Here is a 24,002-nt window from a genome sequence, read left to right on the forward strand (position 1 = left end):
ATTGATATATGCAAAAAACTAAAACATTACTTGGCTTACTATGTATTATTTTAATATTGGGTAAGTTAAATGCGCAGACTACGGATTTGGATAAAATTATTATAGTCTCTAATGATTCTACCAAAGTGCAATTGACGGCGGCGGGAGCCGAGCATTTTGCTCAGTTGGTTTTGAATTGTGCGACGAAGGAATATCCAAATAAAACTTCGCATACGATGGAAGACGATAGTCGAGATATTTCTCCTAAAGAATTACATCCGGCATTTTATGGTTGTTTTGATTGGCATAGTTGTGTGCATGGTCATTGGATGTTGGTGAAATTATTGAAACAATTTCCCAACATGGCTTCTGCAACAAAAATTAAAGAGTTGTTAGCTTCGGATTTGAATAAAAATAAAATCGTTGTAGAAGCGCAATACTATGATAAATATAAAATAGCCAAATCCTACGAAAGACCTTATGGCTGGGGATGGATTTTAAAATTGGATCAAGAGTTGGTCGATTGGAAATCAAATCCAGACGCACAAGTTTGGCATGAAAATTTGCAACCATTAGTTGAAAAAGTTAAACAATTATGGTCTGCATTTTTACCTGATCAAGTGTATCCTGATCGTTCCGGTATGCATTCCAATACTGCATTTGCAATGGTATTGGCATTGGACTATGCTAGGACAGTAAAAGATACCGCATTTGAAAACTTACTTGTAAAAAGAGCGAAAGATTATTATTTAAATGATAAAAATATTCCTGCAAATTGGGAGCCTAATGCGACAGATTTTTTATCTCCTAGTTTGGAAGAAGCGGATTTGATGCGTCGTATTTTATCAAAAAATGATTTTCAAAATTGGTTAAATAGTTTCTATAATGCGGCAGGTTGGCAACGTATTTTGCAATTACCTACTATAAAAAATCGTTCGGATTATATGCTCGTTCATATGGATGGTTTGAATCTTAGTCGTGCTTGGTGCTTATATGGTCTCGCAAAACAATCAAACGATCCGAAAAATGCAATGAAATTAAAAAAAGCTGCGATTAAAGATTTGCTAACTACATTGCCTTATATCGCAAGTGGTAACTATGGCGGAGAGCATTGGTTGGGTACATTTGCCGTATATGCTTTAAATATTATCAATGAATAACAGTTTTAAAAATATGAAAGGGAAAAAAATAATAGCGAGCACTTTATTGTTTGCTACGTTTTCAATTGCCTCGGTAGATGCGCAGTCAGATAGATGGCAACAAAAAATCAACTATAATATTAATGTTGATGTCAATGTAAAAATTAATCAATTTTCAGGTACGGAAAATATTACATACTGGAATAACTCTCCTGATACTTTGAAAAAATTGTTTATTCATACGTATTGGAATGCATTTCAGCCCAATAGTATGATGGATGTGCGTAGTAGAGAATTGGGAAAAACGGTTCTAGGTACAACGAAAAGTGGACAAGAAGTAAGAGATTGGGATGGTCGTGTGAAGGACAGAATTAGTCATCTAAAACCTGATGAAATTGGTTATCAACATGTAAAATTTGTAAAAGTCAACGGCGTAAATCAAAAATTAGTTGAGCATGAAACTATATTAGAAGTAGATTTATCCAAACCAATTTTACCTAAATCTAGTTCCAAAATTGATATTGATTTTAATGCTCAAGTTCCTTTGCAAGTACGTAGAAGTGGTCGTGATAATGAAGAAGGCGTTCGTTATAGCATGAGTCAATGGTATCCTAAAATCGTGGAATATGACTATCAAGGTTGGAATGCCAATCCTTATATCGCACGTGAGTTTTACGGTGTGTGGGGTGCATACAATGTAACTATTAATATCGATCCAACCTATTTAGTTGCCGGTACAGGTACGATTCAAAATCCAAATGAAGTAGGATTTGGATACGGTGCCGGAAATGGAGTAGTAAAAAATGGCGTAAAGACATGGAAGTTTGCGGCAGAGAATGTTCATGATTTCGTATGGGCGGCTGATCCTGACTATAAGTTGATCAAACGTCAACCTAAAAATGGTCCATTGTTATATATCGTATTCAAACAAAAAGATGCGAATACGGAAAAACTATGGAATATTATGGCGGACACAGTGGCTTATGCATATCCTTTTATTGCGAAGACATTTGGTCCTTATCCATATAAAAATTACTCCTTTATACAAGGTGGTGATGGTGGTATGGAATATCCAATGGCTACCTTGATCAAAGGTCATGGTATTGGTACGGCATTACATGAGTGGATGCATAGTTGGTATCAAGGAATGATGGGAAGCAATGAAAGTTTATATCCATTCATGGATGAAGGTGGTGCTACTTATGCAGAGTCTAGGATTACGGGTTGGTTACATCACGATTCAATGTGGTATTTACCTCCCTATTTGAGTTATTATCGATTAGCAAAAAGTGGTATGGAAGAGCCGATGACAACGCATTCTGATCATTATAATACCAATTATGCTTATGGTCAAGCTGCGTATAGTAAAGGTGGTGTTTGGTACGAACAATTATCCTATATCATAGGTAATGATAATATGGATAAATTTTTATTGGAATACTACAAACAATGGCATTTCAAACATCCCAATCCCAACGACTTTATAAGAGTTGCAGAGGAAGTTAGTGGACTAGAATTACAATGGTATAATCAATATTGGATCGGTACTACCAAAACTATAGATTATGGTATTGGTGATATCAAACAAGAAAATGATTCTGCATTGGTTAGTTTTAAACGTATTGGAAAAATGCCGATGCCATTAGATGTTTTAGTGACATATAAAGATGGTTCAAATGAATGGCATTATATTCCGCTTGAATTAACTTATGGAGCAAAACCTGCGGAAGCGGATCAGGCAGATCGTATAGTAGAAAAGGAATGGCCGTGGACAAATCCAGAAACGACTATAAAATTATCCAAATCAGTGGGTAGTATTTCTTCTATAGAAATTGATCCTTCTCAAAGAATGGCAGATGTAGATCGAACGAATAATAAATTGGTTGTTCCAAATAACTAAAACAAAAAGGTCGGAAATTGATTTCCGACCTTTTTGTTTTTATTCAATACTTTTCTTCGAAACGATTATGTATCCTAATATAAAAAAGACAACGGAGATTATTATACTCACAAATATCTCTTGAGAAAAGACATTTACATTGATGTTGCCATTTTGCCCATTTGCGCGCATTGTATTAATGGCTAAAAGCGGATGACTATAGGGAAATAGAAAATTATTTTTAATTTTTGCACCGACTAAAATAATTCCGGTAATTACACACATTAAACCGATCCCCATTGGTTTTAGGAAGTCTTTCCATAGTGCACTAAATATTAATTGTATAGATAAAATGCCCAGAGAGGAAAGTAATAATTTGCATTCTAATTGTATTAAAAATGGGGCGATATTGTAGTCTGCATAATGTACCATTTTAGGACGAAGTGCAGAGGATAGCATTCCTCCCAAATAGGAGAATAAACCAAATCCTAACAACATAATGAAAACTAGAATTACAGCAAAAATGTATTTGCCCGCATATATTCCTAATTTACTCAATGGCAATGCAAATAAGCTTTTCCATGCATTTGCCTTATGTTCAATATTGTTGACTGAATAGGCTGCAAATATGATATACATGGGTAAGATCAAGGTTCCCATGATACCCAGAGTTCCACTCAAGAAATGTATCCATTCCATGAATGCGGGACCTTTATATGGTTCCTTTTGTGTCAATAATTCACCAAATGTAATTAAGGTACAGATGGCAAATGGTAAGATGATAGCACCCCAAAATGCTGCGGTTTTTCTCGATTTGTAAAATTCGGATTGTATAGAAAGTAAGATGGATTTCATAATAGTTACGCTTTAATTATTTCTAAAAATAAATGTTCGAGGTCTTGTTTTCTATGGTAAATTTCATAGACGTCTACATTATTAGAAACAAGATATTTGTTGAGCTCCGCCATTTGTGTGTAGTCATTGAATCCTATGATAAGTTCATTATTTTCATGGGTGAAATGTATTGCTTTCGCATCTAATAAATTTTTCGCGATATCCAAACTATTACAATGAAGTACGATTTCACTTTTTTGATTTTTGGATAGTTCGCCGATGCTTCCTTGAAATAATAGTTTACCATGATCAACGATACCAACTTCAGTGGCTATTTTTTCCACTTCACTCAAAAGATGACTAGAAACAAAAATTGTTTTTCCTTTGTTCTGCGTAAGGTCTTTGAGTAGATTTCTGATAGCGAGTATTCCATTTGGATCTAGACCATTGGTCGGTTCGTCTAGTATCAAGAGTTGGGGATCACCAAGCAATGCTAAGCCGATGCCTAAGCGTTGTTTCATCCCTAGAGAATATTTGCCCGCCTTTTTATTAGCACTATCTTTTAGGTCGACGATTTCAAGAACTTCGTCCACGCCACTCGTAGGCGTTTGTAATAGCTTGGCTCGGTTGATGAGATTTTCTCTCCCCGTCATATGTTCGTATAGAGAAGGTTGCTCTATCAAGGATCCAATGCCTTTTAGTACTTCGACTCTTTCCTTTTTAATAGATTTTCCGAAGATCGAAATATTGTCTTCCTTGCTTTGTAATAAACCCAATAATAGCTTTATTGTTGTCGTTTTTCCAGCTCCATTATGTCCCAAAAAGCAAAATATTTCTCCTTTTTTTACTTGAAGATTAATATCTGACAAAATGGGACTATTGCCAAAACTGAAATCGAGATGCTTGGTTTCAATAGTATATTCCATAGAGAATAGTTTTTATAAAGATAAATTTACTATCAGTCACAAATGAGAGACAATTTATGAATGGTAAAAAATCAAAGCTCAATGGTTATTTGTATATAATATAACTTTGTGCTCCTTAATTGTACAAAATGAAAGCATTAGTTACAGCGAAAGTTCATCCATTCTTGATCGAAACATTGGAAAAAAATGGATACAAAGTAGATTTTCAACCTGCTATTACAAAAGAAGAAGTAGAAGAGAAGATTAAAGATATAGATGGCTTGATCATCACTACGCGTATCAAAGTAGATAAAAAAATCATTGATAATGGCGTCAAATTAAAATGGATTGGACGATTAGGCAGCGGTTTAGAATTGATAGATATTCCTTATGCAGAGAGTAAAGGAATTCAATGTGAAAGCAGCCCAGAAGGTAATTGTAATGCGGTCGGAGAGCATAGTTTGGGTTTGTTGCTTGGCTTGATGAATAATATACACAAAAGCGCGAATGAAGTTCGCAATTTTGAATGGATAAGAGATGCGAATAGAGGGGACGAACTTTCGGGTAAAACGGTAGGTATTATTGGATTTGGACACACAGGTCCAGCATTTGCACGTGTGCTGTCTTCTTTTGGTGTGAAGATATTAGCACATGATAAATATAAATTTGGATTTGGAATTGGTAATGTCATAGAAACGACGCCAGAAGATATTTTGGAAAATGCCGATGTAATTAGCATGAATATTCCATTGACGGACGAAACTTTACATTATGCCAATGATTCATTTTTTCAAAAAATGAAGAAAAAGCCTTATTTCATTTCCTGCTGTAGAGGCAAAGTGACAGAAACTGGAGCCGTAATTCGCGCTTTGAAAAATGGAAATATTAAAGCTGCAGCATTGGATGTTTTGGAAAATGAAAAACTCGACACATTTACCGAAACCCAAAAAGAAGAATTGTCTTGGCTTGCACAACAACCCAATGTAATTGTAACGCCACATATCGCAGGATATACGCATGAAGCCTATTTGAAAATGGCGAAAGTTGTGCTTGAAAAGTTAGGTATTAAATAAAATTTTAGCCTTTGTTTGGGTTGTTTTTAACAAATAAATGAATTAATTTTGTTTTCTTTTTTCTGTGCAACGCTGCATGTTTGTGTGGCGTTGTACTTTTTTTGTCTAATGCTTAAAATGTGTATATGAGTGACGTAATGTATTTCTCAAAAGAAAGTTTTGAGAAAATGAAAAAGGAATTACAACAATTAAAAGCTGTTGATCGCCCTGCTGCCGCCGCTGCTATTGCAGAAGCTAGGGAGAAAGGTGATCTTAAGGAAAATGCGGAATATGATGCCGCAAAAGATGCGCAAGGTATATTAGAAGCGAAGATCGCCGTGATGGAAAGTCATATTGCGAACGCTAGAATTATAGATGAATCCGAAATCGATATCAGCAAAGTGGCTGTATTGACTCGTGTAACCATAACCAATCTTGCCAATAAAAAGACTTTTACTTACCAATTGGTAGGCGAACAAGAAGCGAATATTAAAGAGCAAAAATTGTCCATTACTTCTCCTATCGGAAAAGGATTGATCGGTAAAAAAGTAGGTGAAATTGCGGAAGTCGTTGCGCCGAATGGTACGATGAAATTTAAAGTGGATAATATCTCCCTTTAATATTTTTTTACATTATTTTGAAGCCTTTGTAGTTATCACTGCAAAGGCTTTTGTTTTATCTTAGCAGCAAATAATATTGCAATATGTCTATATTTTCAAAAATCATAGCGGGAGAAATCCCTTCTTATAAAATCGCAGAAAACGATAAATTTTACGCTTTTTTAGATATTTTTCCTTTGGTAAAAGGTCATACATTGGTCGTTCCCAAAATTGAAATTGATAAAATATTTGATCTTCCAGAGGATTATTTATCCGAATTATTGGTGTTTTCCAAACCGATTGCCGCGGCGATAGAAAAAGTCATTCCTTGCAAGCGCGTCGGGCTTTCTGTAATTGGTCTCGAAGTGCCACATGCACATCTACATTTATTGCCGATTTCTGATATGCAGGATACTAATTTTACACAAAAGAAATTGCAATTGGAAGCTTCTGAAATGGAAGAAATTCAGAAGAAAATTGTCGATGCTTTGGGTAAATAATTATATATGGAAAAGAAAATCATTACCATAGAATATTGTCCGAAATGTGGTTGGTTATTGCGCGCTGCCTATATGGCGCAGGAATTGTTGACCACATTTTCTGAAGAATTGAAAGGTGTAACGCTTATCCCAAGCGAAGTGACGGGTAGATTTCAAATTGGCATCCAAGAGGGTGAGATGCTTTTTGATCGTAAGCGAGATGGCGGTTTTCCTGAAATTAAAGCATTGAAACAAAAAGTACGAGATTTTGTGGCACCTGAAAAATCGTTGGGACATTCCGATAAAAAGTCAGAATAATTGCCATTCACATAAAGAATTGACCACCACTACATTTGCTTTTGGCATAATTACAGCTTCAATGTAATTTTCCCTAAATAAATTCCCATAATTGAAACTCAAAGATAATTTTCTGATGGCGTTGCAGACGGTCCGAAGCAACAAATTGCGTAGTGGTATCACGATCGCGATTATTGCTTTTGGGATTATGGCGTTGATTGGAATTATTACTTCGATTCAAGCGATGAATGATCACATGCGCGAAAGTTTTTCGTCTATGGGTGCAAATGGCTTTACGATTGCGTATAAAGATCGAAATCGATTTGGAAATGATAATAATAGTGAGGCTCGCAAAACCATTTCAGGAAAAAAGACGAAAAAATCCAAACTAGACAAGAAAATATCCCTAAGGGAAGCGGAATTATTTAAAGAAAATTATCATTATCCTGCTCTCGTAAGCATCGCATTGGATGGTTCCAAAAATGAGGAAGTGCATTACAAAAGCAAGAAAACCAATCCCAACGTTAGCATTAGCGGTGGCGATGAAAATTATTTGGCAGTAAATGGTTTTAAGCTAGCGGCTGGTCGCAATCTCAATAAAATGGATGTTGCTTCTGGACGTAATGTTTGTATTTTGGGAAATGATGTAGCTGCGAAGCTATTTGGCGAACAAGGAAAATTGAGTTATTTGGATAAATATGTGCTTGTTAGTGGCATCCCATACCGTGTTGTCGGTGTCTTGGTTGCGAAAGGTGCTGCAGGATTTGGAAGTAAAGATAACATTGTCATTACCTCTTACAATAGCGTCAGAAAAAATTCTAATCTTGGAGATGTATCCTATTCGATTGGCGTTTTGTGTAACGATATCAATAGCATGCCCTTGGCGATTGCGGAGGCGACGGGTGTTTTTCGTAGGATGCGTCACTTGATACCAACAGATGAAGACAATTTTATCATTAATAAAAGTGATAAAATGGCGGAAACAATTATCGGAATGTTGGGGAGTTTGCAAGGTGCAGCGGCCGCTATTGGCATAATCACACTTGTCGGCGCGGCGATTGGTTTGATGAATATTATGCTAGTTGCCGTTTCTGAACGTACCAAAGAAGTGGGATTGGTAAAAGCTATCGGAGGCAAGAGCGTTCAGATCAAACAACAATTTTTATTTGAATCTACACTTATTAGTTTAATAGGTGCAATTATTGGCATTTTGCTTGGTATCATTGTGGGAAATCTAGTTTCCATGATGTTAGGATCGGGATTCGTTATTCCTTGGAATTGGATTATTGTCGGGATTCTCATTTGTACAGGTGTAGGATTGGGCGCAGGTTTATGGCCTGCGATCAAAGCGTCCAAACTCAATCCTATCGACGCATTGCGTTACGAATAATACCTATTCGCTAATTAATTTTTCCAAAATTTTAATTTTTTCGTCACGGTAAAATAGATTCATATTTTCAAATGGAATCAATTTTCCATCCTTATTGACGATATGGACACAGGATTTTTTCACGGCTCTGACATCAAAGTCGTATGCATCCATAAAATTCATAATAATAATTCGGAATAAATTATCATAATTCAGTCCTGGCGCATATACGTCTGGCAAACAACAAAGCAACTGATGTACATCATCATTTACCTTATCTACGGAAATTCCCGTGCTGAAAATTTTGATTAATTGACCTTTTAGATTTTCATCTTGTTCGTATACAATAGTGTTTCTAGTATTGTTATTTAGCAATGCTTGCGGATCCAAATAACGCGTTAAGGGAAAATGATTTTGTCCCAATTTTAAAACGTAACCCATCGCAAGTGCATCCGGATTGCAAGGGACAGGGATAATATCATTGGACTGAAAAACGTCCGTTTGTTCCAATATTTTATTTCTAACGTCTGTCAATGTGATACGATTGTCAGGCGCATCGGCATCATTTCTCCCTGCAATTTGAATTGGTTGAAAGGTGACACCACGCACGCATTTCTGCTTCAAAGCAAATTCAATGATTTTACCACATTCATCATCATTCAATCCTGCTTGCATCGTCACAACAAGCGTCGTACTAAGATTTAATTCGTTTAATTTTTCCAATGCTTTTACCCGAATATCGGTCAAATCTTTACCTCGTAATTTTTCCAAAACTTCTGGTTTGAAAGAATCAAACTGCAAATAAATTTCGAAATCGGGCATATACGTTGCCAATTTTTCTGCAAATCCAGGATCATTTGCAATGCGTACACCATTGGTATTCACCATCAAATGTTTGATCGGTTTACGTTTGGCACTATCCAAAATTTCGAAAAAATTAGGATGAATTGTAGGCTCGCCACCACTTATTTGCACAACATCTGGTTCGCCCTCGTTTCGCACGATGATATCCAACATTTTTTCTATCTCTTCTACGGTTCTGTGACGTCCATAATGGGGCGAAGACATAGCGTAACAAGTTGGGCAAGTGAGATTGCAGCGGTCGGTTATTTCCACGATGGAAAGGCAGCTATGTTGCTCATGGTCGGTACAGAGTCCACAATCATAAGGACACCCATGCTCCACCTCTCCACTAAAATGAAGGGGCATTTCGGATGCTTTATTATAATTGCGAATGTCTTTATAATATTGAATGTCAGAAGCAATTTTTGTTTTAAAAAAACCATGCTCTTTGCAAGTCTTTGTCATAAAAACTTTCTCGTCTTCAAAGATAATTTTTGCACCAATTCTTTTTAAGCAAATAGGACAAAGGCTTGTGGTAAAGTCGTAATAGGTATAATTTCTAACGGGCATAATTTGGTTTTAAATTCCAGAGCAGAATACAGCAGTTAATAACGCGCTACATAGAGCGACGAGTATCGAAATGAGTCCTACTTTTCTAAGTCTTTTTAAATTAGGATCAGGTGTATTTTGGTTTTCACGAGGACGAAATGCGCTCATAATTACAGCAAGCAGTAAAATGAAAAGTCCAACAACTAAACTTAGCAGAAATAGGCCGAAAAAAAATATACCAACTTCGGCTCCATGAGAAGTTCCAAAGCCGCCCTCTAGTAAAATTCCATATCGCATGATATCTTTTTTTCTAAGTTAGTGAATAATTAGGACTTCGCAATAATTTCCGAAAATCAAAGATGTAGCGATAATAATATAAAAGCCCAAGTAAACAAGCTATTTGGATACTTCCTAATCCGAAAAAATAACGCCAGCCTGGTTTGATAAAGTCTAGTAAAAAGCGAAATACTAAATATAAAATCATGAATATTTTAAATGTAGCGCCATTGTCCAAATTGTATTTTTTCTGTATTTGAAAAATGAAAATCCAGCAAAAAATTAAATATATAATTTCATATAGATTCACAGGATGTCTATGTAATCCATCTCCCAAATCCATTCCCCAAGGAAGTGTTGTAGGTATGCCATAGGTTTCTTCATAAATGCCAGCAGAGAAGCAACCAATTCTCCCAATAATTAAAGCAAGAAGTAATGGATAGGTAAATAAATCCCCGGTTTTACTTTTTTCATGAATGGTTAATTTGGCAAGTTCGACACCAATCAAACCGCCCAATAAGCCACCAACAATTGTCATATTATGCAAAAAATAGTTGATCGGATTCGGACTTGATTTCCATGCTGGGATATTTTCTAGTGAACCCCAAAGATGTGCACCCAGATAAGCGCCAGCAGTAGCGCCAATTAAAACAACTAAAGAATGAGTGCTACTCAATTCAACTTGAACATTACGTTTCTTGAGAAAATAGTAATAGCGCATAGCTATGAAAATCCCCAGCGTTTCCATTAAATTATGTAAAGCCATAAAATGGCCTGCAATAGTGATATGTACTGGGAAATTTATTTGCATTGTGCAAAATTGTCTATTGAACAGTTAATAAAGAATCTTGATTTCATTGCCTTGGCGTTGATCAAAGTTATTTCCATATTTATATTTTTTATTTTTTGCCCATTTTAGCCCTGCTATTTTAAAATTCAATTTGGCTTTTTTCTTTGTTGTAATTAAAATTGCACCATTAATTCCTCTTGTACCAAACAATGATTGACTATATAATGTATCTAGAATTTCAATTGTTTGGATCTTTGATGGATTAAGTATGTTGTTAACAAATTCTTTTACGAGAGTGCCATTTATTATATCGAGATTGTACATATAACGCATATTTACAATATAAATTGGTGAATAAGATTGTGTATTTCTTGTTCCCATGTTGGTGTGTAGTAAGTCAGTGCGATTAAATTTCAATGTGTCTTGGAAAATTGCAATTTTCAAACTATCAATATAAGAGTCAATGGAAGTATCTTTCAAAGTCCTCATGTTTGGATTGTCAGATCCTTTTTGTTGTCCAAATGAAACAAATGAAACAAAGGAAAATATTGAAAAGTAAAGTAATAAATGTGATCTCATAGAATATGGTTCAAATAGTGCTAAGCTCGGTGTGGTAAATATAGCGATAACTTGGTATAAAAATGAAACGAGGCTCATTGGAGCCTCGTTCGGATATGGTTAAATGAAACTTTAACTAATTAGCGTAAAAATAATAATTCACGGTATTTAGGTAAGCACCATTCTTCATTGTCGATTAATGCTTCCAATTTGTCAACATGGTATCTGATCGTTTCGAAATAGGCGGCTTTGATATCTTTTTCGTAAGAGATCGCTCTTTCACGGATATCTTCGATTTTATTCGCAACTTTTCTCGCTTTAATCATTGATGCACCGTTGTTATAGATTTCTTCGATATGTTTTGCAACTTTAGAAAGAATATCTTTTTGTGCAGCGTAAGAAGATTCTGGAAGACCTGCGTCGCTCAAGTTTTTGATATTTTGAGCCAATGTATTTTGATATTTGATCGCTACAGGGATAATATGATTTAGCGCTAAATCTCCCATGATACGTGCTTCGATTTGTACTTTTTTCAAATAATTTTCCAATTCGATTTCGTGTCTAGCTTCTAATTCTCTGTCAGAATATACTCCGTTTTCTGTGAAAAGTTTTTTCGCTTTTTCAGTAGACAAAGCATCCAATGCTAAAGGTGTAGTTTTTACATTTGGAAGACCACGTTTTTCCGCTTCTTTTTCCCATTCGTCGCTATAACCATCTCCTTCAAACAATACATCTTTACTTTCTTTGATATATTTTTGAATGATTTGCATAATGGCGATTTCTTTTTTGGTACCGCCTTCGATCAATGCATCAACTTCTTTTTTGAAGTCTTTCAAAGTTTGAGCAACGATAGTATTCAAAGAAACCATTGCATTGGCACAATTTGCCAAAGAACCTACGGCTCTAAATTCAAATTTATTACCTGTGAATGCAAATGGAGAAGTACGGTTACGATCCGTGTTGTCCAATAATACTTCAGGAATGCCACGATGTAAATCTAATTTCAAGATAGCTTCATCTTGTTCGTCAAATTTATCAGTAACACGTGTTTCGATATCGTCCAAAACTTGGCGTAATGCACTACCAACGAATACAGAAATGATCGCAGGAGGCGCTTCATTAGCACCCAAACGGTGATCATTACTTGCAGAAGCGATAGAAGCTCTCAAAATATCAGAATATGTATGAACGGCTTTGATTGTATTTACAAAGAAAGTCAAGAACAATAAATTTGTTTTTGGCGTTTTGCCAGGAGCCAACAAGTTGATACCTGTATCCGTTGCCATACTCCAGTTGTTGTGTTTACCACTACCATTGATACCTGCAAATGGTTTTTCGTGTAACAACACTTTCAATTTGTGACGTTTTGCAACACGCGTCATCAAATCCATCAACAAAATATTGTGGTCCACTGCTATATTCACTTCTTCGAAAATTGGCGCAACTTCAAATTGAGCTGGCGCAACTTCGTTGTGACGTGTTTTTAATGGAATACCTAATTTGTAAGCAACTGTTTCGAAATCCAACATGAAGTTGTACACTCTTTCAGGGATAGAACCAAAATAGTGATCTTCCAATTGTTGACCTTTCGCAGGAGACGCACCGAATACCGTGCGACCACATTGGATTAAGTCAGGACGAGCATTTGCCAAACCTTCATCTACAACGAAATATTCTTGTTCCCAACCCAAAGTAGGTGTGATTTTCGTAATATTTCTATCAAAATATCTTGCAACATCTACGGCCGCTGTATCAATAGCATCCAAAGCTTTTAATAAAGGAGCTTTATAATCTAAAGATTCACCAGTGTAAGAGATGAAAATTGTTGGGATACATAAAGTTTTACCCAAACCAACTTCATATATAAATGCTGGAGACGTAGGATCCCAAGCGGTATAACCTCTCGCTTCGAAAGTCGCTCTGATACCACCAGAAGGGAAAGAAGATGCGTCTGGTTCTTGTTGGATCAATGCATCACCATCAAATTGATCAATAGCCGATCCATCACCTTTAAGTGTGAAAAATGAATCATGTTTTTCTGCAGTCGTTCCAGTTAAGGGTTGGAACCAGTGAGTATAATGGGTTACACCTTTAGATTCTGCCCATGTACGTAATCCGATAGCAATTTGATTCGCCATTTCGCGATCAATTTTTTTGCCGCCTTTGATGCTTGCAGACAAGCTTTTATACGCTTCATCTGTAAGAAACATTCTTGCTTTCTCTAACGTAAATACATTTTCTCTGAAAATGGACGTTACTTTCACTGGGCTGTATTTGATTACAGGCTCTTTTTCTGCAGTGAGGTTATTAATTGCCTCAAATCTTAATGACATAATTTATTTCTCCCTTTTGGTAAAGAATAAGATATTTTTCAATAAAATGAACAAATACTCAATATTAATTCGTAAAAATAAGAATATCTATGTTATTTATTTAAAAAAAGGATTATTTTTTTGCAAACTTATTTATATTAATATTTTTAAATATGCGTAAGTCCGCTATCTTGTACCAATCTATTATATATCCTAATATAATTAATATGAATGTTTGGAAATTAACGATGTATCTAATAAGCGCACTTAAGTAGGGAATGGTTATACCAATTAATAACATATTAGAAAGTGAAAAGAATAGGAAAAATACTACAACTGGTGTATTTATGATAGATTTCCAATTTCTTTTTGGAAAAACAAGTGCCAAAAGTATAAAGGACCAAAAGAATGCTTGTCCGAATAATGCTAAAATGCCAACGGAAGAAAACCAATCCTTAAATGAAGGGGTAAGAATTAAATTGCGAAGAGAAGATGGTAATATTGCGAAATAGGATAATATGGAAGAGGTCAGATAAGGTAATTGTAGTTTTATTGTTCCGTGGACTTCAGATAGGAATGCATATTGTTTCTCTGCTAGTTTTTCTGAAAGTTTAAATGAATTGGGAAAATAGATACTTAATGCAAAAAACAAGATACCCCCAACCGTAAATAAGGAAAATATTAGAATAGAATTTTTTAATTTTCGTTTTTCGACAAAGTAAAATAAGGTTAAAAAAGGAACCAATAAAATCACCCAATAAATTTTGAATACAAGTAAAAATACTATTTGAATGAAAAGAAATAAGCTACGCCAAATAGAAATTAGGGAGTAATCTTTGGAAAGTAAATTATGAGTACTGAGCAGGATTGTCGATAACACCCAAAATGCTAAACCGTCACGATGTACGCCACAGTTCCAAAAAAGGAAAGAGGGGAATAAAAAGAGAAAAAAAATAATGATTCGTTTATTTGATGGTAAATAGTTTAATAGCCATTTCCCCATGTTGATACTTCCCCAAATCGTCCAAATATTAAATAGAATAACATTGGCATAATATCGATTTCCACTTAGGAAATTAAATAAAATTACAACTCTAATAAACAAAATATCGTGCAAGTCATTGAAAAATGATTGATCTTGTTTGAATAAATCCTTGGTTAAACTCCCAGAATAAATATGATGATCTATTATGTCATAGGTGAAAAATGACAGTGGATGTTCTTGAAATATACCTATTTGATCTTTTGCATGTAGAAAAAATTTCCAAGTGTCAGATAGATCGCTTTTTATATGACTGTATAAATAACCGTATGTAATACCAATTAAAATACGAAAAAAAAATGCACAGCTCATCCATTGCCAGCTTATTAGGTTTTGATAATATTTTTTACTACAAAAGAGTATCAAAAATCCTAAAATAAGATAACTTATATATATGATTACCGTCAACAAATTATGCGTTTTCGATAGGTAACTCGATAGTAAAAACAGACCCTTTTCCTAATGTGCTGTCAACTTTTATTTTTCCATGATGTGCTTCTATAATTGTTTTTACATAACTCATACCCAATCCAAATCCTTTTACATTATGAATATTGCCTGTATGAGCTCGATAAAATCTTTCAAACACTCTTTTTACTGTTTCTTTGCTCATTCCAATTCCATTGTCCTCAATCTTTACAGTCAAATATCGGCTATTAGATGAGGTGCTAATTCTAATAATTAAGGGCACTTCAGGATTGGAATATTTTACCGCATTGTCTACTAGATTATTGATCAGATTGTTTATATGTGTATCGTCACCTTTTACAAGATCATTTTTTGCGTCAAGATCTAAAACAATTTGTCCATTTTTATCTTGTAGCTGTAAGGTGAATACATCTACAATATGATGAACTATATCGTGGATATGAAGGTCATTTATATTAAGTTGTAATTCCTGCCTTTCCATACTAGCAGCTTGTAATATGGTTTCCACATGTTTATTCATGCGTTTATTTTCTTCCTTTATAATTCCATTGAAATAGGACATCTTTTCTGCATTACCAAATACTTTAGGATTTTGAAGTGCATCTACAGCCAGCGAAATAGTTGCAATCGGAGTCTTGAATTCATGCGTCATATTATTGATAAAATCTGTCTTAACCTTGCTCAGCGTACTTTGCTCTAACATGGTTTTAATGGTTGTGTAAAATGCCATGATAATTACAAGTGTAAATAATCCAGACGATATTAAACTCCATGTTAATGAACCTAAGACTTGTCTTTGTAGATTTGGAATGATGTAGCAAATGGCCTCGGGAGCCATAAACATACCAAAATTATCATTATTAACAATTGGAATGGTCAATTTTAAAATCGAAGAATCCAAAAAATAATCCATAAAGTATCTTGTGTGTGCCTCGGGAGACGGACCGTTAAAAATACCATATTCGATATTAATGCCACCTACATCATGCTTATTTAAAGCATCATGTATTTTTTGGTCAATTTCTTTTTGGGTAAAATGGTCTGTTACCAAAGATTGAGGAGGCATTGAAAATAGATCTTGGAATTGCATGCCTTGACGTGTGCCACTTCTAGGTCTTGGAAGCGGAGAGGGCATCGTTTGCTGCTTTGCCAAATCTTTTGCAACATCTTGAATTGATCTCTCTACATCATCCAAAACGCGGTGTTTTTGTGTTTCCTTTAAATTGTATACCCAAGACACCTGTAGTATTACAAAGCCTATCAAAGAAAGAAAAACTAATACGATACTTATAGAAATCGATTTTTTTATTTTACTAATTGCCCCCATTGACTAAAAATTGATATGCAACAAAAATAGTTTTTCGTTAGCTATTTTATAGGTAAATATTTTATAAATCCGTAATTTAGAAACTGTAGATTAAAAACATGCATTGTTTGACAATTAAATTAGCAAATATGAAAAAATTTGAAGTTAAGCAGGGAGATTGTCTTATTGCAGATCCTTTTTTGACAGATGAAAGCTTTACTAGATCTGTTGTGTTGATATGTGAAGTAAACAATGCAGGTGCATTAGGTTTTATTATAAACAAAAGCCTTCCTCAAAAATTGGACTCTTTGGTGAAAGAAATAGGAACTTGCCCATTTCCTGTGCATTATGGAGGGCCGGTCAAATTGGATACGCTGCATTTTTTACATTCCCGTCCAGATCTGTTCCCTGATAGTTTTAAAGTGGATCATGGCATTTTTTGGGGTGGAAATTTTGATATTGCTATGGATCTTATAAAGAACAATGAAATTGATGGTCATGAAATAAAAATTTTTTTGGGCCAAAGTGGATGGGATGATCAACAACTTTCTCGTGAAATAGAAGGTAAAACTTGGTTAAAAACGGAAAGCTCGCAAAAATTACTTTTTCAAGAAAATCCCAAATTGATATGGAAAGAGTCTATTAAAACCTTGGGGAAAAAATATGAAGAAATGATCAATTATCCTTTGGATCCTACCTTAAATTAACAAATAATGCCTCGAAATACTTCGAGGCATTATTTGTTAATAGACATTCTATTATCTCAAAACAAAATGAACGCCTATGTAAGCATTGATATTTCCTAAATTATGTAATTTTCCCTCACTTCCATTATCATTATAGTAACTTTCATTGTAATTAATATAATTATAATTGGCGCCTAATTGTATCCCATTCGAAGTTAATTTTCCAAAAGGAATATTAAATCCTATTCCACCTTGCGCCATGAATCGACCGCTCGTTTGGCTATAGGTAGAATACATTCCCAAATATTGATCAAAATCAACCACGCCTACTCCGACACCCAAACTTACATAGGGTTGAATCGGGCTGGTCGTTCCTCCCAAAGGAGAATAAAGGCCTTTGGCTAAAATAGGAGTGATATTCATACGTGAACTCAATACTCCAGTATAGTTTTCATTTCCAATGGTGTAGGTTTTACTAGGAACTTTTTCTTGAAATCCTTGGTAATTGGCACCTAGACCCGCGGCAATTTTATCGCTCATATAATACATGACATCACCTCCCCAGCCACGCCAGCTATTTTTGTCAATAACATTAGTCTTAAAACCTCCTAATGGAAATGCAGTATTGTAATTTAAATCAAGAATAACATCTCCGGCTTGCTGAGCTTTGGATGTGCTGAGAATGGAAAGAAATCCTATCATTAAAAAACTTAAGAGAAATATACGTTTCATATCTAAAAAGATTAATAGATTATTTTTTTAAATAGGTTGATTGCGCAAATAATTTACCGACTTGGCTATCTGCAATACTTGGATTATTGTTGTTAGCAACACCTGATCCGTTGATAGAACCTAACCAAAGTAGATTGATGGTTTTATTTGTTTTCGCATTTTTCAAATCCAAAATATTGATAGAAATGGAAACATCAGTGATGTAATAAGTGCCCACAAATCCAGGATAACCATATCCGTAACCACCCAATCCCCAATAATAACCAGGATCCCAATATCCGCCATAACCACCCCAATATCCGCCATAACTATAATATCCAGTATAGATATTGTAAATTCTGTTGATATTGACGCCAAGATCGGCCTTGCTAGAGTCTGTCGTCTGTGTATAGCCGGCAGCTGTCATATATCTTGAAGTGGCATTAATATATGCCGTGTCGATGTTAGAAAGTTCTTTAACTTCTTTATTTCCTTTAACTAAGGAAACCGAATCGGGGATATAAAATGTACTGTAAGATGTGAAATCTGCAGATGTATCTCTTTGTGTGATATACACTCGAGACTCTTCTGCGGTGAGGTTGTCTGTGGGATCTTTAGTACAGCTGGCAATAGACACAACTATGCCAGTACAAACGAGAAGGGTTTTAAACAAGCCTTTCATAAATGATAATATTTGCCTTTTAAAATTTACAAACTTGTGGTATGTTCAATAGACCTTTTTTTTGTGGAAAAGTTATATGCAAATCTAAAATTTTAGAAAAAAATTATTTCCATTTTTTAGCTGGTTTGCGTAGGATAGAAGGGGCAAATACGATATAATATAAAAACATCCAAACATCAAATAGTATAAAGTATTTCCAAAGATCTTGTTCCTCTAATTTTTCCATAGAACGATACCATACAAAAGCTAAAACAATCATGCGAATCGCAAATAACGCTAAGGCTATTTTCCAAAAATAAAACAAGGATGCTATGAACAATGGATAAACAAAAAAGCCAGATAAGGAATACAATCCCAACAAAAATTTGTATTTGGGTTTGTAATATTTGGCAGTGGTATAGTGTCTAAATTTTTGTTTTTTCCACTCTTTCCAAGTCTTTTTGGGTTCGCTTATTGTGTAAGCTTCTTTATCTATTACGATTGCGGTGTTGGATTTGTTGGCGATTTTATTAATAAATAAATCATCGTCTCCTCCAGGGATCATATTGATCGATGAAAATCCTTTATTTTTTAAAAAAACATTTCTTTTATACGAAAGATTTCTGCCGACGCCCATATAAGCATCTCCTGCTAATGCAAAGGATAAATATTGTAAGGCTGTATGGAATGTTTCGAATCTAATTATTTTATTTAAAGTTCCTTTTCTTTTGGCATAGGGCCCGTATCCCAAAACGATATCAATATTCTCATCATAGGCCTCTTGCATTTTCTGTATCCAAAATTCACTTGCTGGTGTACAATCGGCATCAGTAAGCAATAAAGTGTCGTATTTGGATTCTTTAATTCCCATAGATAAAGGGAATTTTTTACCTACGATGAGTTTGGCTTCTTGCGTGAGCGTTACGACTTGTAATTGTTTGAATTTTTTTTGAAATTCTTCTAAAAGAAATTTTGTGTCGTCTACAGAATTGTCATTGACCATGACAATTTCATGCGTCGTTTTATAATCTTGTAATAATACACCAGGAAGATTTTTGACGATTTTCGCTGCTTCGTCTTTAGCACAAATAACAACGCTTACTGGATATTCTTGTGAGGCAGTTTTCTTTTTGGACTGATAAAATGCCAATCGGATGAAATAATATAAATAGTAAAATAGTTGGCAAACTATTACAAAAGCAAATGCGATAATGATGATGCGTCCGATATACTGCATTAGACAAATTTAGAATTATGTTTGCTTAAAATAGAAGAAAATAGCAATTGGTTATTCACTATTTTCCTGATATTGTTTATAATTTATACGAATATAATCAATCAATTCTAAATCTGACATGCCGACAATATCTTCATACTTTGGGCGGTATTTTCGCATGAAATCTTGTAATTTTTCATCCGTGATGTTTTGTTCCAAATATTTTTGGACAAATGATCTATTAAAGCGATTGTCTACATAATCTTCTTTTTCTTCTCGTAAAAGATTGTTTTTCAAAATAGTATGTCGCTTCTTCTTTTTTTTATTGAGTGTTTCTGCCAATTTGCCAACATTGATATACGTAGGACCCCAATCTTCTCCAAATTTCAACTTGGGTTTGGTATAATTAAATGCTTCTTTGTATTCATTTCTTCGCGCAAGAGAATCTGCATGATAATTTTTAGCTGTTACCGTGACGTTATTGAAGGTAGTTGTATCCAGATTTTGATTGAAATAGGTGATTTTCCCTGTTCTCATTGGTTTATTCCTAATCAGTTGTAGGGAAATGATTAAATTTTGAATTTTGGCCAAACTGTCCGCAGATAATTTGTTGGTTAATTTGCCCGAAATAAAAAAAGATACCGTGTCATTTGGTTGATAATGAATGGAAAAATTCCCATCAGTATTCGTAAATGCCATATCTCCAGACGAAGCCTCAATCATAATGCCTTCAACGGACTCTGTGGTCATACCAGCACTAATTTTTCCTTTTAAAATCTTTTGTGCCTTGCAAAAAGTTACGCTGATCAGAAAAATTAATAGGACAATAGCTTTTCTATTCAAGGTTAGTTTATTTGGACGTTATTATTCCTAGGTAAGTTAGTCATAATTATGAAAAAAGGATAGGAAAAATTCCTATCCCTTTTTCTGATATTGCGTGTAACTTATCCGAATATAATCAATCAATTCCAAGTCTGACATACCTACAATTTCTTCATATTTTGGGCGATATTTTCGCATAAAATCTTCAAGTTTTTCATCTGAAATACTTTGTCCTAGGTATTTGCGTACAAAAGTGCGGGTAAATCGATTATCTATATAACCTTCTTGTTCCTCACGTTGAAGATTATCTTTCAACATTTGGTGCTGTTTTTTCTTTTTAAAATTAAGCACCTCTTCCATTTTCCCAACATTTAAAACATCAAAAGCAGATTTAACTTTCGGTTTGGTATAGTTATACGCATCTCCATATTCTTTTCTATTATTTAAGGAGTCTGCATGATAATTTCTTGTTCTAACAGTAACATTATTTAAGGTGGTAGTATCATCATTAGTTGGGAAATAAGTAATTTTTCCTGTATTGAGGGGTGTGTTTCTTACAGATTGAAGAGACATCATTAAGTTTGGTATTTTAGCCAAACTATCTATAGGATATTGACTTCTGTACTTGCCAGCGATATAAAATTTCAACGTATCATTTGGTTTATACGAAACAGAAAAATTACCACTCGCATCTGAAAATGTCATATCTCCAGATGTCGTTTCCAACATAATTCCTTCAGTAGACTCAGTGGTCATTCCAGCACTAATTTTTCCTTTTAATATTTTTTGTTGTGCATATATATGGGAAAATGAAAAGAATAAACCTATAAATAATAAATATATGTATCGCTTCAAAATCTTGTAATTATTATACTTTAATAGTAAAAAATCTAAAATAAGCTATAGCAAAATAATGCCATTTGAAGCGTATTCTCGTTTAATTTTTGTTAATGTTGGTGCTATCAGTAGAAATTTTACCACTTTTTATGTCTTTTTCATATTGGTCGTATGTCTTTCTAATATACATTAATAGGTCTAGATTTTCCATATATTCGACTTGGTCATAAGTCGGTCTATATTTTTTTATATAACCATCCACTAAGCTAAGATCGACTTTTCTTCCAATATTATTTACGATGACAGATTTGTTAAATCTGGAGTCGATATAGCCTTGCTGCTCTTCAAATAACAAATGCCTTTGCATCCGTTTCATGGTTTTTTTCTTCTTGAAATTAAGAATACTAGCCATGGAACTTATAGGGGTCAATGGATTAAATTTCGGGTTACTATAGGCAAATGTACTTCCGTAAGCTTGACGATTTTCTAAGGAATCTTTATGGAAATCTCTGGTCGTAACTGTAACAGATTCTAAAGTAGTTCCATCACTGAAACGCAAGGTTTTGGGGATGTAATTGGCTTGCGTAATTGATTTTTGCAAATCTCTTATGGGCAATTCAAAATTATTCCAATCAGTGATCTCGGCTGCAGGAAAGGGCGAACTTTTAATCGTACCGATATAGAAAAATAAAGTATCCATATAAGACGCAGGAATAGTAAATTTTCCTAACGAATCTGTCGTTGTTTGTTGACCACTAGTCGTTGTAACTAATACTCCACTTGCCGCTACTGCGACAGAGTTGGTAGTAATAATACCGTGTAATAATTTTTTTTCTTGGGAAAAACTATGTAAAGACGTGAAAACAAAAATGCACAACAAAAAGGAAAGTCTCCCGAAGTTAATTTTGTTGTAGAATTTCTGCGTCATAATTATAGGGCAAATTATTCAAAGTTATTGAAACTGAGTAATTTTTATTAGATTTTCAACCTTAATTAACGAATAATATTTGATTGTAATACCTTTGCAAAATGGCATCTTTAAAATTCGAACTTCACAAGGAAGACAATCAGTCCAAAGCTAGAGCAGGCAAAATTACCACAGATCACGGAGAAATATTAACACCCATATTCATGCCTGTCGGCACCGTCGGGAGTGTTAAAGCAGTAAATCAACAACAATTAAAAAACGATATAAAAGCCCAAATAATTTTGGGAAATACTTATCATTTGTATTTGCGTCCTGGGACTGATGTCTTAGAAGCAGCCGGAGGATTGCATAAATTCAATGGTTGGGATCGTCCGATTTTGACGGATAGCGGTGGCTATCAAGTATTTTCCCTTGCTGGAACAAGAAAGATTAAAGAAGAAGGTGTCACTTTTCAAAGCCATATAGATGGAAGCCGTCATTTGTTTTCCCCAGAAAAAGTGATGGATATTGAGCGCTCCATTGGTGCCGATATTATTATGGCATTTGATGAATGTACACCGTTCGGTAGCGACTATAATTATACGCGAAAAAGTATGGAGATGACGCATCGATGGTTAGATCGATGTATCAAAAGGTTGGATGAAACCGATAACATGTATGGATATACTCAAAATTTATTTCCTATAGTTCAAGGAAGTGTATTTCCTGATTTGCGTAAAGCTTCTTGTGAATATATCGCGTCCAAAAATGCAGTTGGCAATGCTATCGGAGGTCTGAGTGTGGGCGAACCAGAAGATAAATTATATGAATTTACAGGTCTTTGTTGCGAATATTTGCCACAAGATAAACCTCGTTATCTGATGGGAGTGGGGACGCCATGGAATATATTGGAAGGTATTGCATTGGGGGTGGATATGTTTGACTGCGTTATGCCTACGCGTAATGGTAGAAATGGTATGTTATTTACTACAGAAGGGGTGATTAATATTAAGAATAAAAAATGGGAAAAAGATTTTACGCCTATTGATTCTGGATTTGAATGTGAAACGAGTAATTATTATACCAAAGCTTATTTGCGTCATTTAGTTCATTCGCAAGAGATTTTAGCTTTAGAATTGGCAAGTATTCACAATCTTGCTTTTTATCTTTGGTTAGTAGGACAGGCAAGAGAACATATAATTGCCGGAGATTTTACAAGTTGGAAAAATGAAATGGTTGTAAAGTTGAAAACTAGATTATAATAAAATGGTTTTTCTCTAAAAGAGAAAATCGGCATTTTGAATTCATTCAAATGCCGATTTTCATTTAAAAAGAGTTTAGAATTGTATACTTTTTTAGTATATTCAATAGGTTAACAACGGCTCGAACTTTTATTGGTAATTTCATTATTTATATATTTCGAACTGGGGCAAAGTTAGATAGACGGTTTTGAATAGTATATAGCTATTTTTAGTCATTTTTTTGATAAATTTTAAATATACTTATTCAGATAGAAGAATTTAGG

The 24,002-nt window shown here is 34.5% G+C and carries 24 protein-coding genes; 9 read left to right on the top strand and 15 right to left on the bottom strand.

Annotated elements, in window-relative coordinates; translation table 11 throughout:
* The first annotated feature begins 8 nt into the window (after positions 1-8).
* The gene (locus E0W69_RS19365) at positions 9-1,139 is read left to right on the top strand and encodes a DUF2891 domain-containing protein (protein ID WP_131331704.1); all 1,131 of its coding nucleotides are present in this window, start codon (positions 9-11) and stop codon (positions 1,137-1,139) included.
* A 13-nt stretch (positions 1,140-1,152) separates the two neighbouring features.
* Positions 1,153-3,018 carry a M1 family metallopeptidase gene (locus E0W69_RS19370; protein WP_131332025.1) on the top strand — a complete coding sequence of 622 codons (1,866 nt, stop codon included), beginning with the start codon at positions 1,153-1,155 and terminating at the stop codon, positions 3,016-3,018.
* Positions 3,019-3,057: 39 nt separating this feature from the next.
* Here E0W69_RS19370 and E0W69_RS19375 read toward each other — a convergent pair whose 3' ends face one another.
* Positions 3,058-3,852: an ABC transporter permease gene (locus E0W69_RS19375; protein WP_131331705.1), complete on the bottom strand. Its 795-nt coding sequence runs from the start codon at positions 3,850-3,852 to the stop codon at positions 3,058-3,060.
* A gap of 5 nt (positions 3,853-3,857) precedes the next feature.
* A complete protein-coding gene (locus E0W69_RS19380) occupies positions 3,858-4,757 on the bottom strand; it encodes an ABC transporter ATP-binding protein (RefSeq protein ID WP_131331706.1) in 900 nt (299 codons plus the stop codon).
* 128 nt (positions 4,758-4,885) lie between these two features.
* Here E0W69_RS19380 and E0W69_RS19385 point away from each other — a divergent pair, with 128 nt between their 5' ends.
* The 5 genes from E0W69_RS19385 (at position 4,886) to E0W69_RS19405 (ending at position 8,553) form a co-directional block, all read left to right on the top strand.
* On the top strand, positions 4,886-5,809 hold the full coding sequence (locus tag E0W69_RS19385; RefSeq protein ID WP_131331707.1) for an NAD(P)-dependent oxidoreductase: 924 nt from the start codon (positions 4,886-4,888) through the stop codon (positions 5,807-5,809).
* 125 nt (positions 5,810-5,934) lie between these two features.
* Entirely contained in the window at positions 5,935-6,408 is a 474-nt protein-coding gene (greA, locus tag E0W69_RS19390; RefSeq protein ID WP_131331708.1) for a transcription elongation factor GreA, read from the top strand.
* 83 nt (positions 6,409-6,491) lie between these two features.
* Positions 6,492-6,887, top strand: coding sequence for an HIT family protein (locus E0W69_RS19395; protein ID WP_131331709.1), 396 nt, complete (start codon positions 6,492-6,494; stop codon positions 6,885-6,887).
* 6 nt (positions 6,888-6,893) lie between these two features.
* A complete protein-coding gene (locus E0W69_RS19400; protein ID WP_131331710.1) occupies positions 6,894-7,184 on the top strand; it encodes a SelT/SelW/SelH family protein in 291 nt (96 codons plus the stop codon).
* Positions 7,185-7,275: 91 nt separating this feature from the next.
* Positions 7,276-8,553 (top strand): ABC transporter permease, encoded by a 1,278-nt coding sequence (locus E0W69_RS19405; protein ID WP_131331711.1) that lies wholly within the window; start codon positions 7,276-7,278, stop codon positions 8,551-8,553.
* Positions 8,554-8,556: 3 nt separating this feature from the next.
* On the opposite strand, the gene E0W69_RS19410 is transcribed toward E0W69_RS19405, so the two are convergent.
* The 7 genes from E0W69_RS19410 to E0W69_RS19440 form a co-directional block, all read right to left on the bottom strand.
* The gene (locus tag E0W69_RS19410; RefSeq protein WP_131331712.1) at positions 8,557-9,945 is read right to left on the bottom strand and encodes a radical SAM protein; all 1,389 of its coding nucleotides are present in this window, start codon (positions 9,943-9,945) and stop codon (positions 8,557-8,559) included.
* Positions 9,946-9,954: 9 nt separating this feature from the next.
* Positions 9,955-10,221 (bottom strand): hypothetical protein, encoded by a 267-nt coding sequence (locus E0W69_RS19415; protein ID WP_131331713.1) that lies wholly within the window; start codon positions 10,219-10,221, stop codon positions 9,955-9,957.
* A 13-nt stretch (positions 10,222-10,234) separates the two neighbouring features.
* A complete protein-coding gene (locus E0W69_RS19420; protein ID WP_131331714.1) occupies positions 10,235-11,011 on the bottom strand; it encodes a prolipoprotein diacylglyceryl transferase in 777 nt (258 codons plus the stop codon).
* A gap of 24 nt (positions 11,012-11,035) precedes the next feature.
* Positions 11,036-11,470: a hypothetical protein gene (locus E0W69_RS19425; RefSeq protein WP_131331715.1), complete on the bottom strand. Its 435-nt coding sequence runs from the start codon at positions 11,468-11,470 to the stop codon at positions 11,036-11,038.
* A 218-nt stretch (positions 11,471-11,688) separates the two neighbouring features.
* The gene (locus E0W69_RS19430) at positions 11,689-13,881 is read right to left on the bottom strand and encodes a glutamine synthetase III family protein (protein ID WP_131331716.1); all 2,193 of its coding nucleotides are present in this window, start codon (positions 13,879-13,881) and stop codon (positions 11,689-11,691) included.
* A gap of 112 nt (positions 13,882-13,993) precedes the next feature.
* Positions 13,994-15,214, bottom strand: a complete 1,221-nt coding sequence (locus E0W69_RS19435) for a hypothetical protein (RefSeq protein WP_131331717.1) — start codon at positions 15,212-15,214, stop codon at positions 13,994-13,996.
* 100 nt (positions 15,215-15,314) lie between these two features.
* Positions 15,315-16,658, bottom strand: coding sequence for a sensor histidine kinase (locus E0W69_RS19440; protein ID WP_131331718.1), 1,344 nt, complete (start codon positions 16,656-16,658; stop codon positions 15,315-15,317).
* Between the two features lie 128 nt (positions 16,659-16,786).
* Between E0W69_RS19440 and E0W69_RS19445 the strand changes: the two genes are divergently transcribed.
* Positions 16,787-17,344: a YqgE/AlgH family protein gene (locus E0W69_RS19445; protein ID WP_191967910.1), complete on the top strand. Its 558-nt coding sequence runs from the start codon at positions 16,787-16,789 to the stop codon at positions 17,342-17,344.
* Between the two features lie 51 nt (positions 17,345-17,395).
* Here the strand turns inward: E0W69_RS19445 and E0W69_RS19450 are convergent, their stop codons facing one another.
* The 6 genes from E0W69_RS19450 to E0W69_RS19475 all read right to left on the bottom strand — a co-directional run bounded on the left by E0W69_RS19450 (position 17,396) and on the right by E0W69_RS19475 (position 22,498).
* On the bottom strand, positions 17,396-18,055 hold the full coding sequence (locus E0W69_RS19450; protein WP_131331720.1) for an outer membrane beta-barrel protein: 660 nt from the start codon (positions 18,053-18,055) through the stop codon (positions 17,396-17,398).
* A gap of 19 nt (positions 18,056-18,074) precedes the next feature.
* Entirely contained in the window at positions 18,075-18,716 is a 642-nt protein-coding gene (locus E0W69_RS19455; RefSeq protein WP_131331721.1) for a DUF4136 domain-containing protein, read from the bottom strand.
* A gap of 103 nt (positions 18,717-18,819) precedes the next feature.
* Positions 18,820-19,932: a glycosyltransferase gene (locus E0W69_RS19460; RefSeq protein WP_131331722.1), complete on the bottom strand. Its 1,113-nt coding sequence runs from the start codon at positions 19,930-19,932 to the stop codon at positions 18,820-18,822.
* A gap of 51 nt (positions 19,933-19,983) precedes the next feature.
* The gene (locus E0W69_RS19465; protein ID WP_131331723.1) at positions 19,984-20,754 is read right to left on the bottom strand and encodes a hypothetical protein; all 771 of its coding nucleotides are present in this window, start codon (positions 20,752-20,754) and stop codon (positions 19,984-19,986) included.
* Positions 20,755-20,826: 72 nt separating this feature from the next.
* Complete coding sequence (locus tag E0W69_RS19470) at positions 20,827-21,588, bottom strand: hypothetical protein (RefSeq protein WP_131331724.1); 762 nt, start codon at positions 21,586-21,588, stop codon at positions 20,827-20,829.
* A gap of 82 nt (positions 21,589-21,670) precedes the next feature.
* On the bottom strand, positions 21,671-22,498 hold the full coding sequence (locus E0W69_RS19475) for a hypothetical protein (RefSeq protein ID WP_131331725.1): 828 nt from the start codon (positions 22,496-22,498) through the stop codon (positions 21,671-21,673).
* A 101-nt stretch (positions 22,499-22,599) separates the two neighbouring features.
* On the opposite strand from E0W69_RS19475, the gene tgt reads away from it, so the two are divergent.
* Entirely contained in the window at positions 22,600-23,739 is a 1,140-nt protein-coding gene (tgt, locus tag E0W69_RS19480; protein WP_131331726.1) for a tRNA guanosine(34) transglycosylase Tgt, read from the top strand.
* Positions 23,740-24,002 lie beyond the last annotated feature (263 nt).

Origin of the sequence: Rhizosphaericola mali, assembly GCF_004337365.2 — a bacterium.
Classification (GTDB): Bacteria; Bacteroidota; Bacteroidia; order Chitinophagales; family Chitinophagaceae; genus Rhizosphaericola; species Rhizosphaericola mali.

Excerpts from the sequence above, each read along its gene's own strand:
- E0W69_RS19365 (WP_131331704.1), top strand. The coding sequence starts at position 9 with ATGCAAAAAACTAAAACATTACTTGGCTTACTATGTATTATTTTAATA.
- E0W69_RS19410 (WP_131331712.1), bottom strand. The coding sequence starts at position 9,945 with ATGCCCGTTAGAAATTATACCTATTACGACTTTACCACAAGCCTTTGT.
- E0W69_RS19460 (WP_131331722.1), bottom strand. The coding sequence starts at position 19,932 with ATGCAGTATATCGGACGCATCATCATTATCGCATTTGCTTTTGTAATA.
- E0W69_RS19435 (WP_131331717.1), bottom strand. The coding sequence starts at position 15,214 with ATGAGCTGTGCATTTTTTTTTCGTATTTTAATTGGTATTACATACGGT.
- greA (WP_131331708.1), top strand. The coding sequence starts at position 5,935 with ATGAGTGACGTAATGTATTTCTCAAAAGAAAGTTTTGAGAAAATGAAA.
- E0W69_RS19370 (WP_131332025.1), top strand. The coding sequence starts at position 1,153 with ATGAAAGGGAAAAAAATAATAGCGAGCACTTTATTGTTTGCTACGTTT.
- E0W69_RS19380 (WP_131331706.1), bottom strand. The coding sequence starts at position 4,757 with ATGGAATATACTATTGAAACCAAGCATCTCGATTTCAGTTTTGGCAAT.
- E0W69_RS19415 (WP_131331713.1), bottom strand. The coding sequence starts at position 10,221 with ATGCGATATGGAATTTTACTAGAGGGCGGCTTTGGAACTTCTCATGGA.
- E0W69_RS19450 (WP_131331720.1), bottom strand. The coding sequence starts at position 18,055 with ATGAAACGTATATTTCTCTTAAGTTTTTTAATGATAGGATTTCTTTCC.
- E0W69_RS19400 (WP_131331710.1), top strand. The coding sequence starts at position 6,894 with ATGGAAAAGAAAATCATTACCATAGAATATTGTCCGAAATGTGGTTGG.
- E0W69_RS19445 (WP_191967910.1), top strand. The coding sequence starts at position 16,787 with ATGAAAAAATTTGAAGTTAAGCAGGGAGATTGTCTTATTGCAGATCCT.
- E0W69_RS19440 (WP_131331718.1), bottom strand. The coding sequence starts at position 16,658 with ATGGGGGCAATTAGTAAAATAAAAAAATCGATTTCTATAAGTATCGTA.
- E0W69_RS19395 (WP_131331709.1), top strand. The coding sequence starts at position 6,492 with ATGTCTATATTTTCAAAAATCATAGCGGGAGAAATCCCTTCTTATAAA.
- E0W69_RS19430 (WP_131331716.1), bottom strand. The coding sequence starts at position 13,881 with ATGTCATTAAGATTTGAGGCAATTAATAACCTCACTGCAGAAAAAGAG.
- E0W69_RS19375 (WP_131331705.1), bottom strand. The coding sequence starts at position 3,852 with ATGAAATCCATCTTACTTTCTATACAATCCGAATTTTACAAATCGAGA.
- E0W69_RS19420 (WP_131331714.1), bottom strand. The coding sequence starts at position 11,011 with ATGCAAATAAATTTCCCAGTACATATCACTATTGCAGGCCATTTTATG.
- E0W69_RS19455 (WP_131331721.1), bottom strand. The coding sequence starts at position 18,716 with ATGAAAGGCTTGTTTAAAACCCTTCTCGTTTGTACTGGCATAGTTGTG.
- E0W69_RS19475 (WP_131331725.1), bottom strand. The coding sequence starts at position 22,498 with ATGACGCAGAAATTCTACAACAAAATTAACTTCGGGAGACTTTCCTTT.
- tgt (WP_131331726.1), top strand. The coding sequence starts at position 22,600 with ATGGCATCTTTAAAATTCGAACTTCACAAGGAAGACAATCAGTCCAAA.
- E0W69_RS19385 (WP_131331707.1), top strand. The coding sequence starts at position 4,886 with ATGAAAGCATTAGTTACAGCGAAAGTTCATCCATTCTTGATCGAAACA.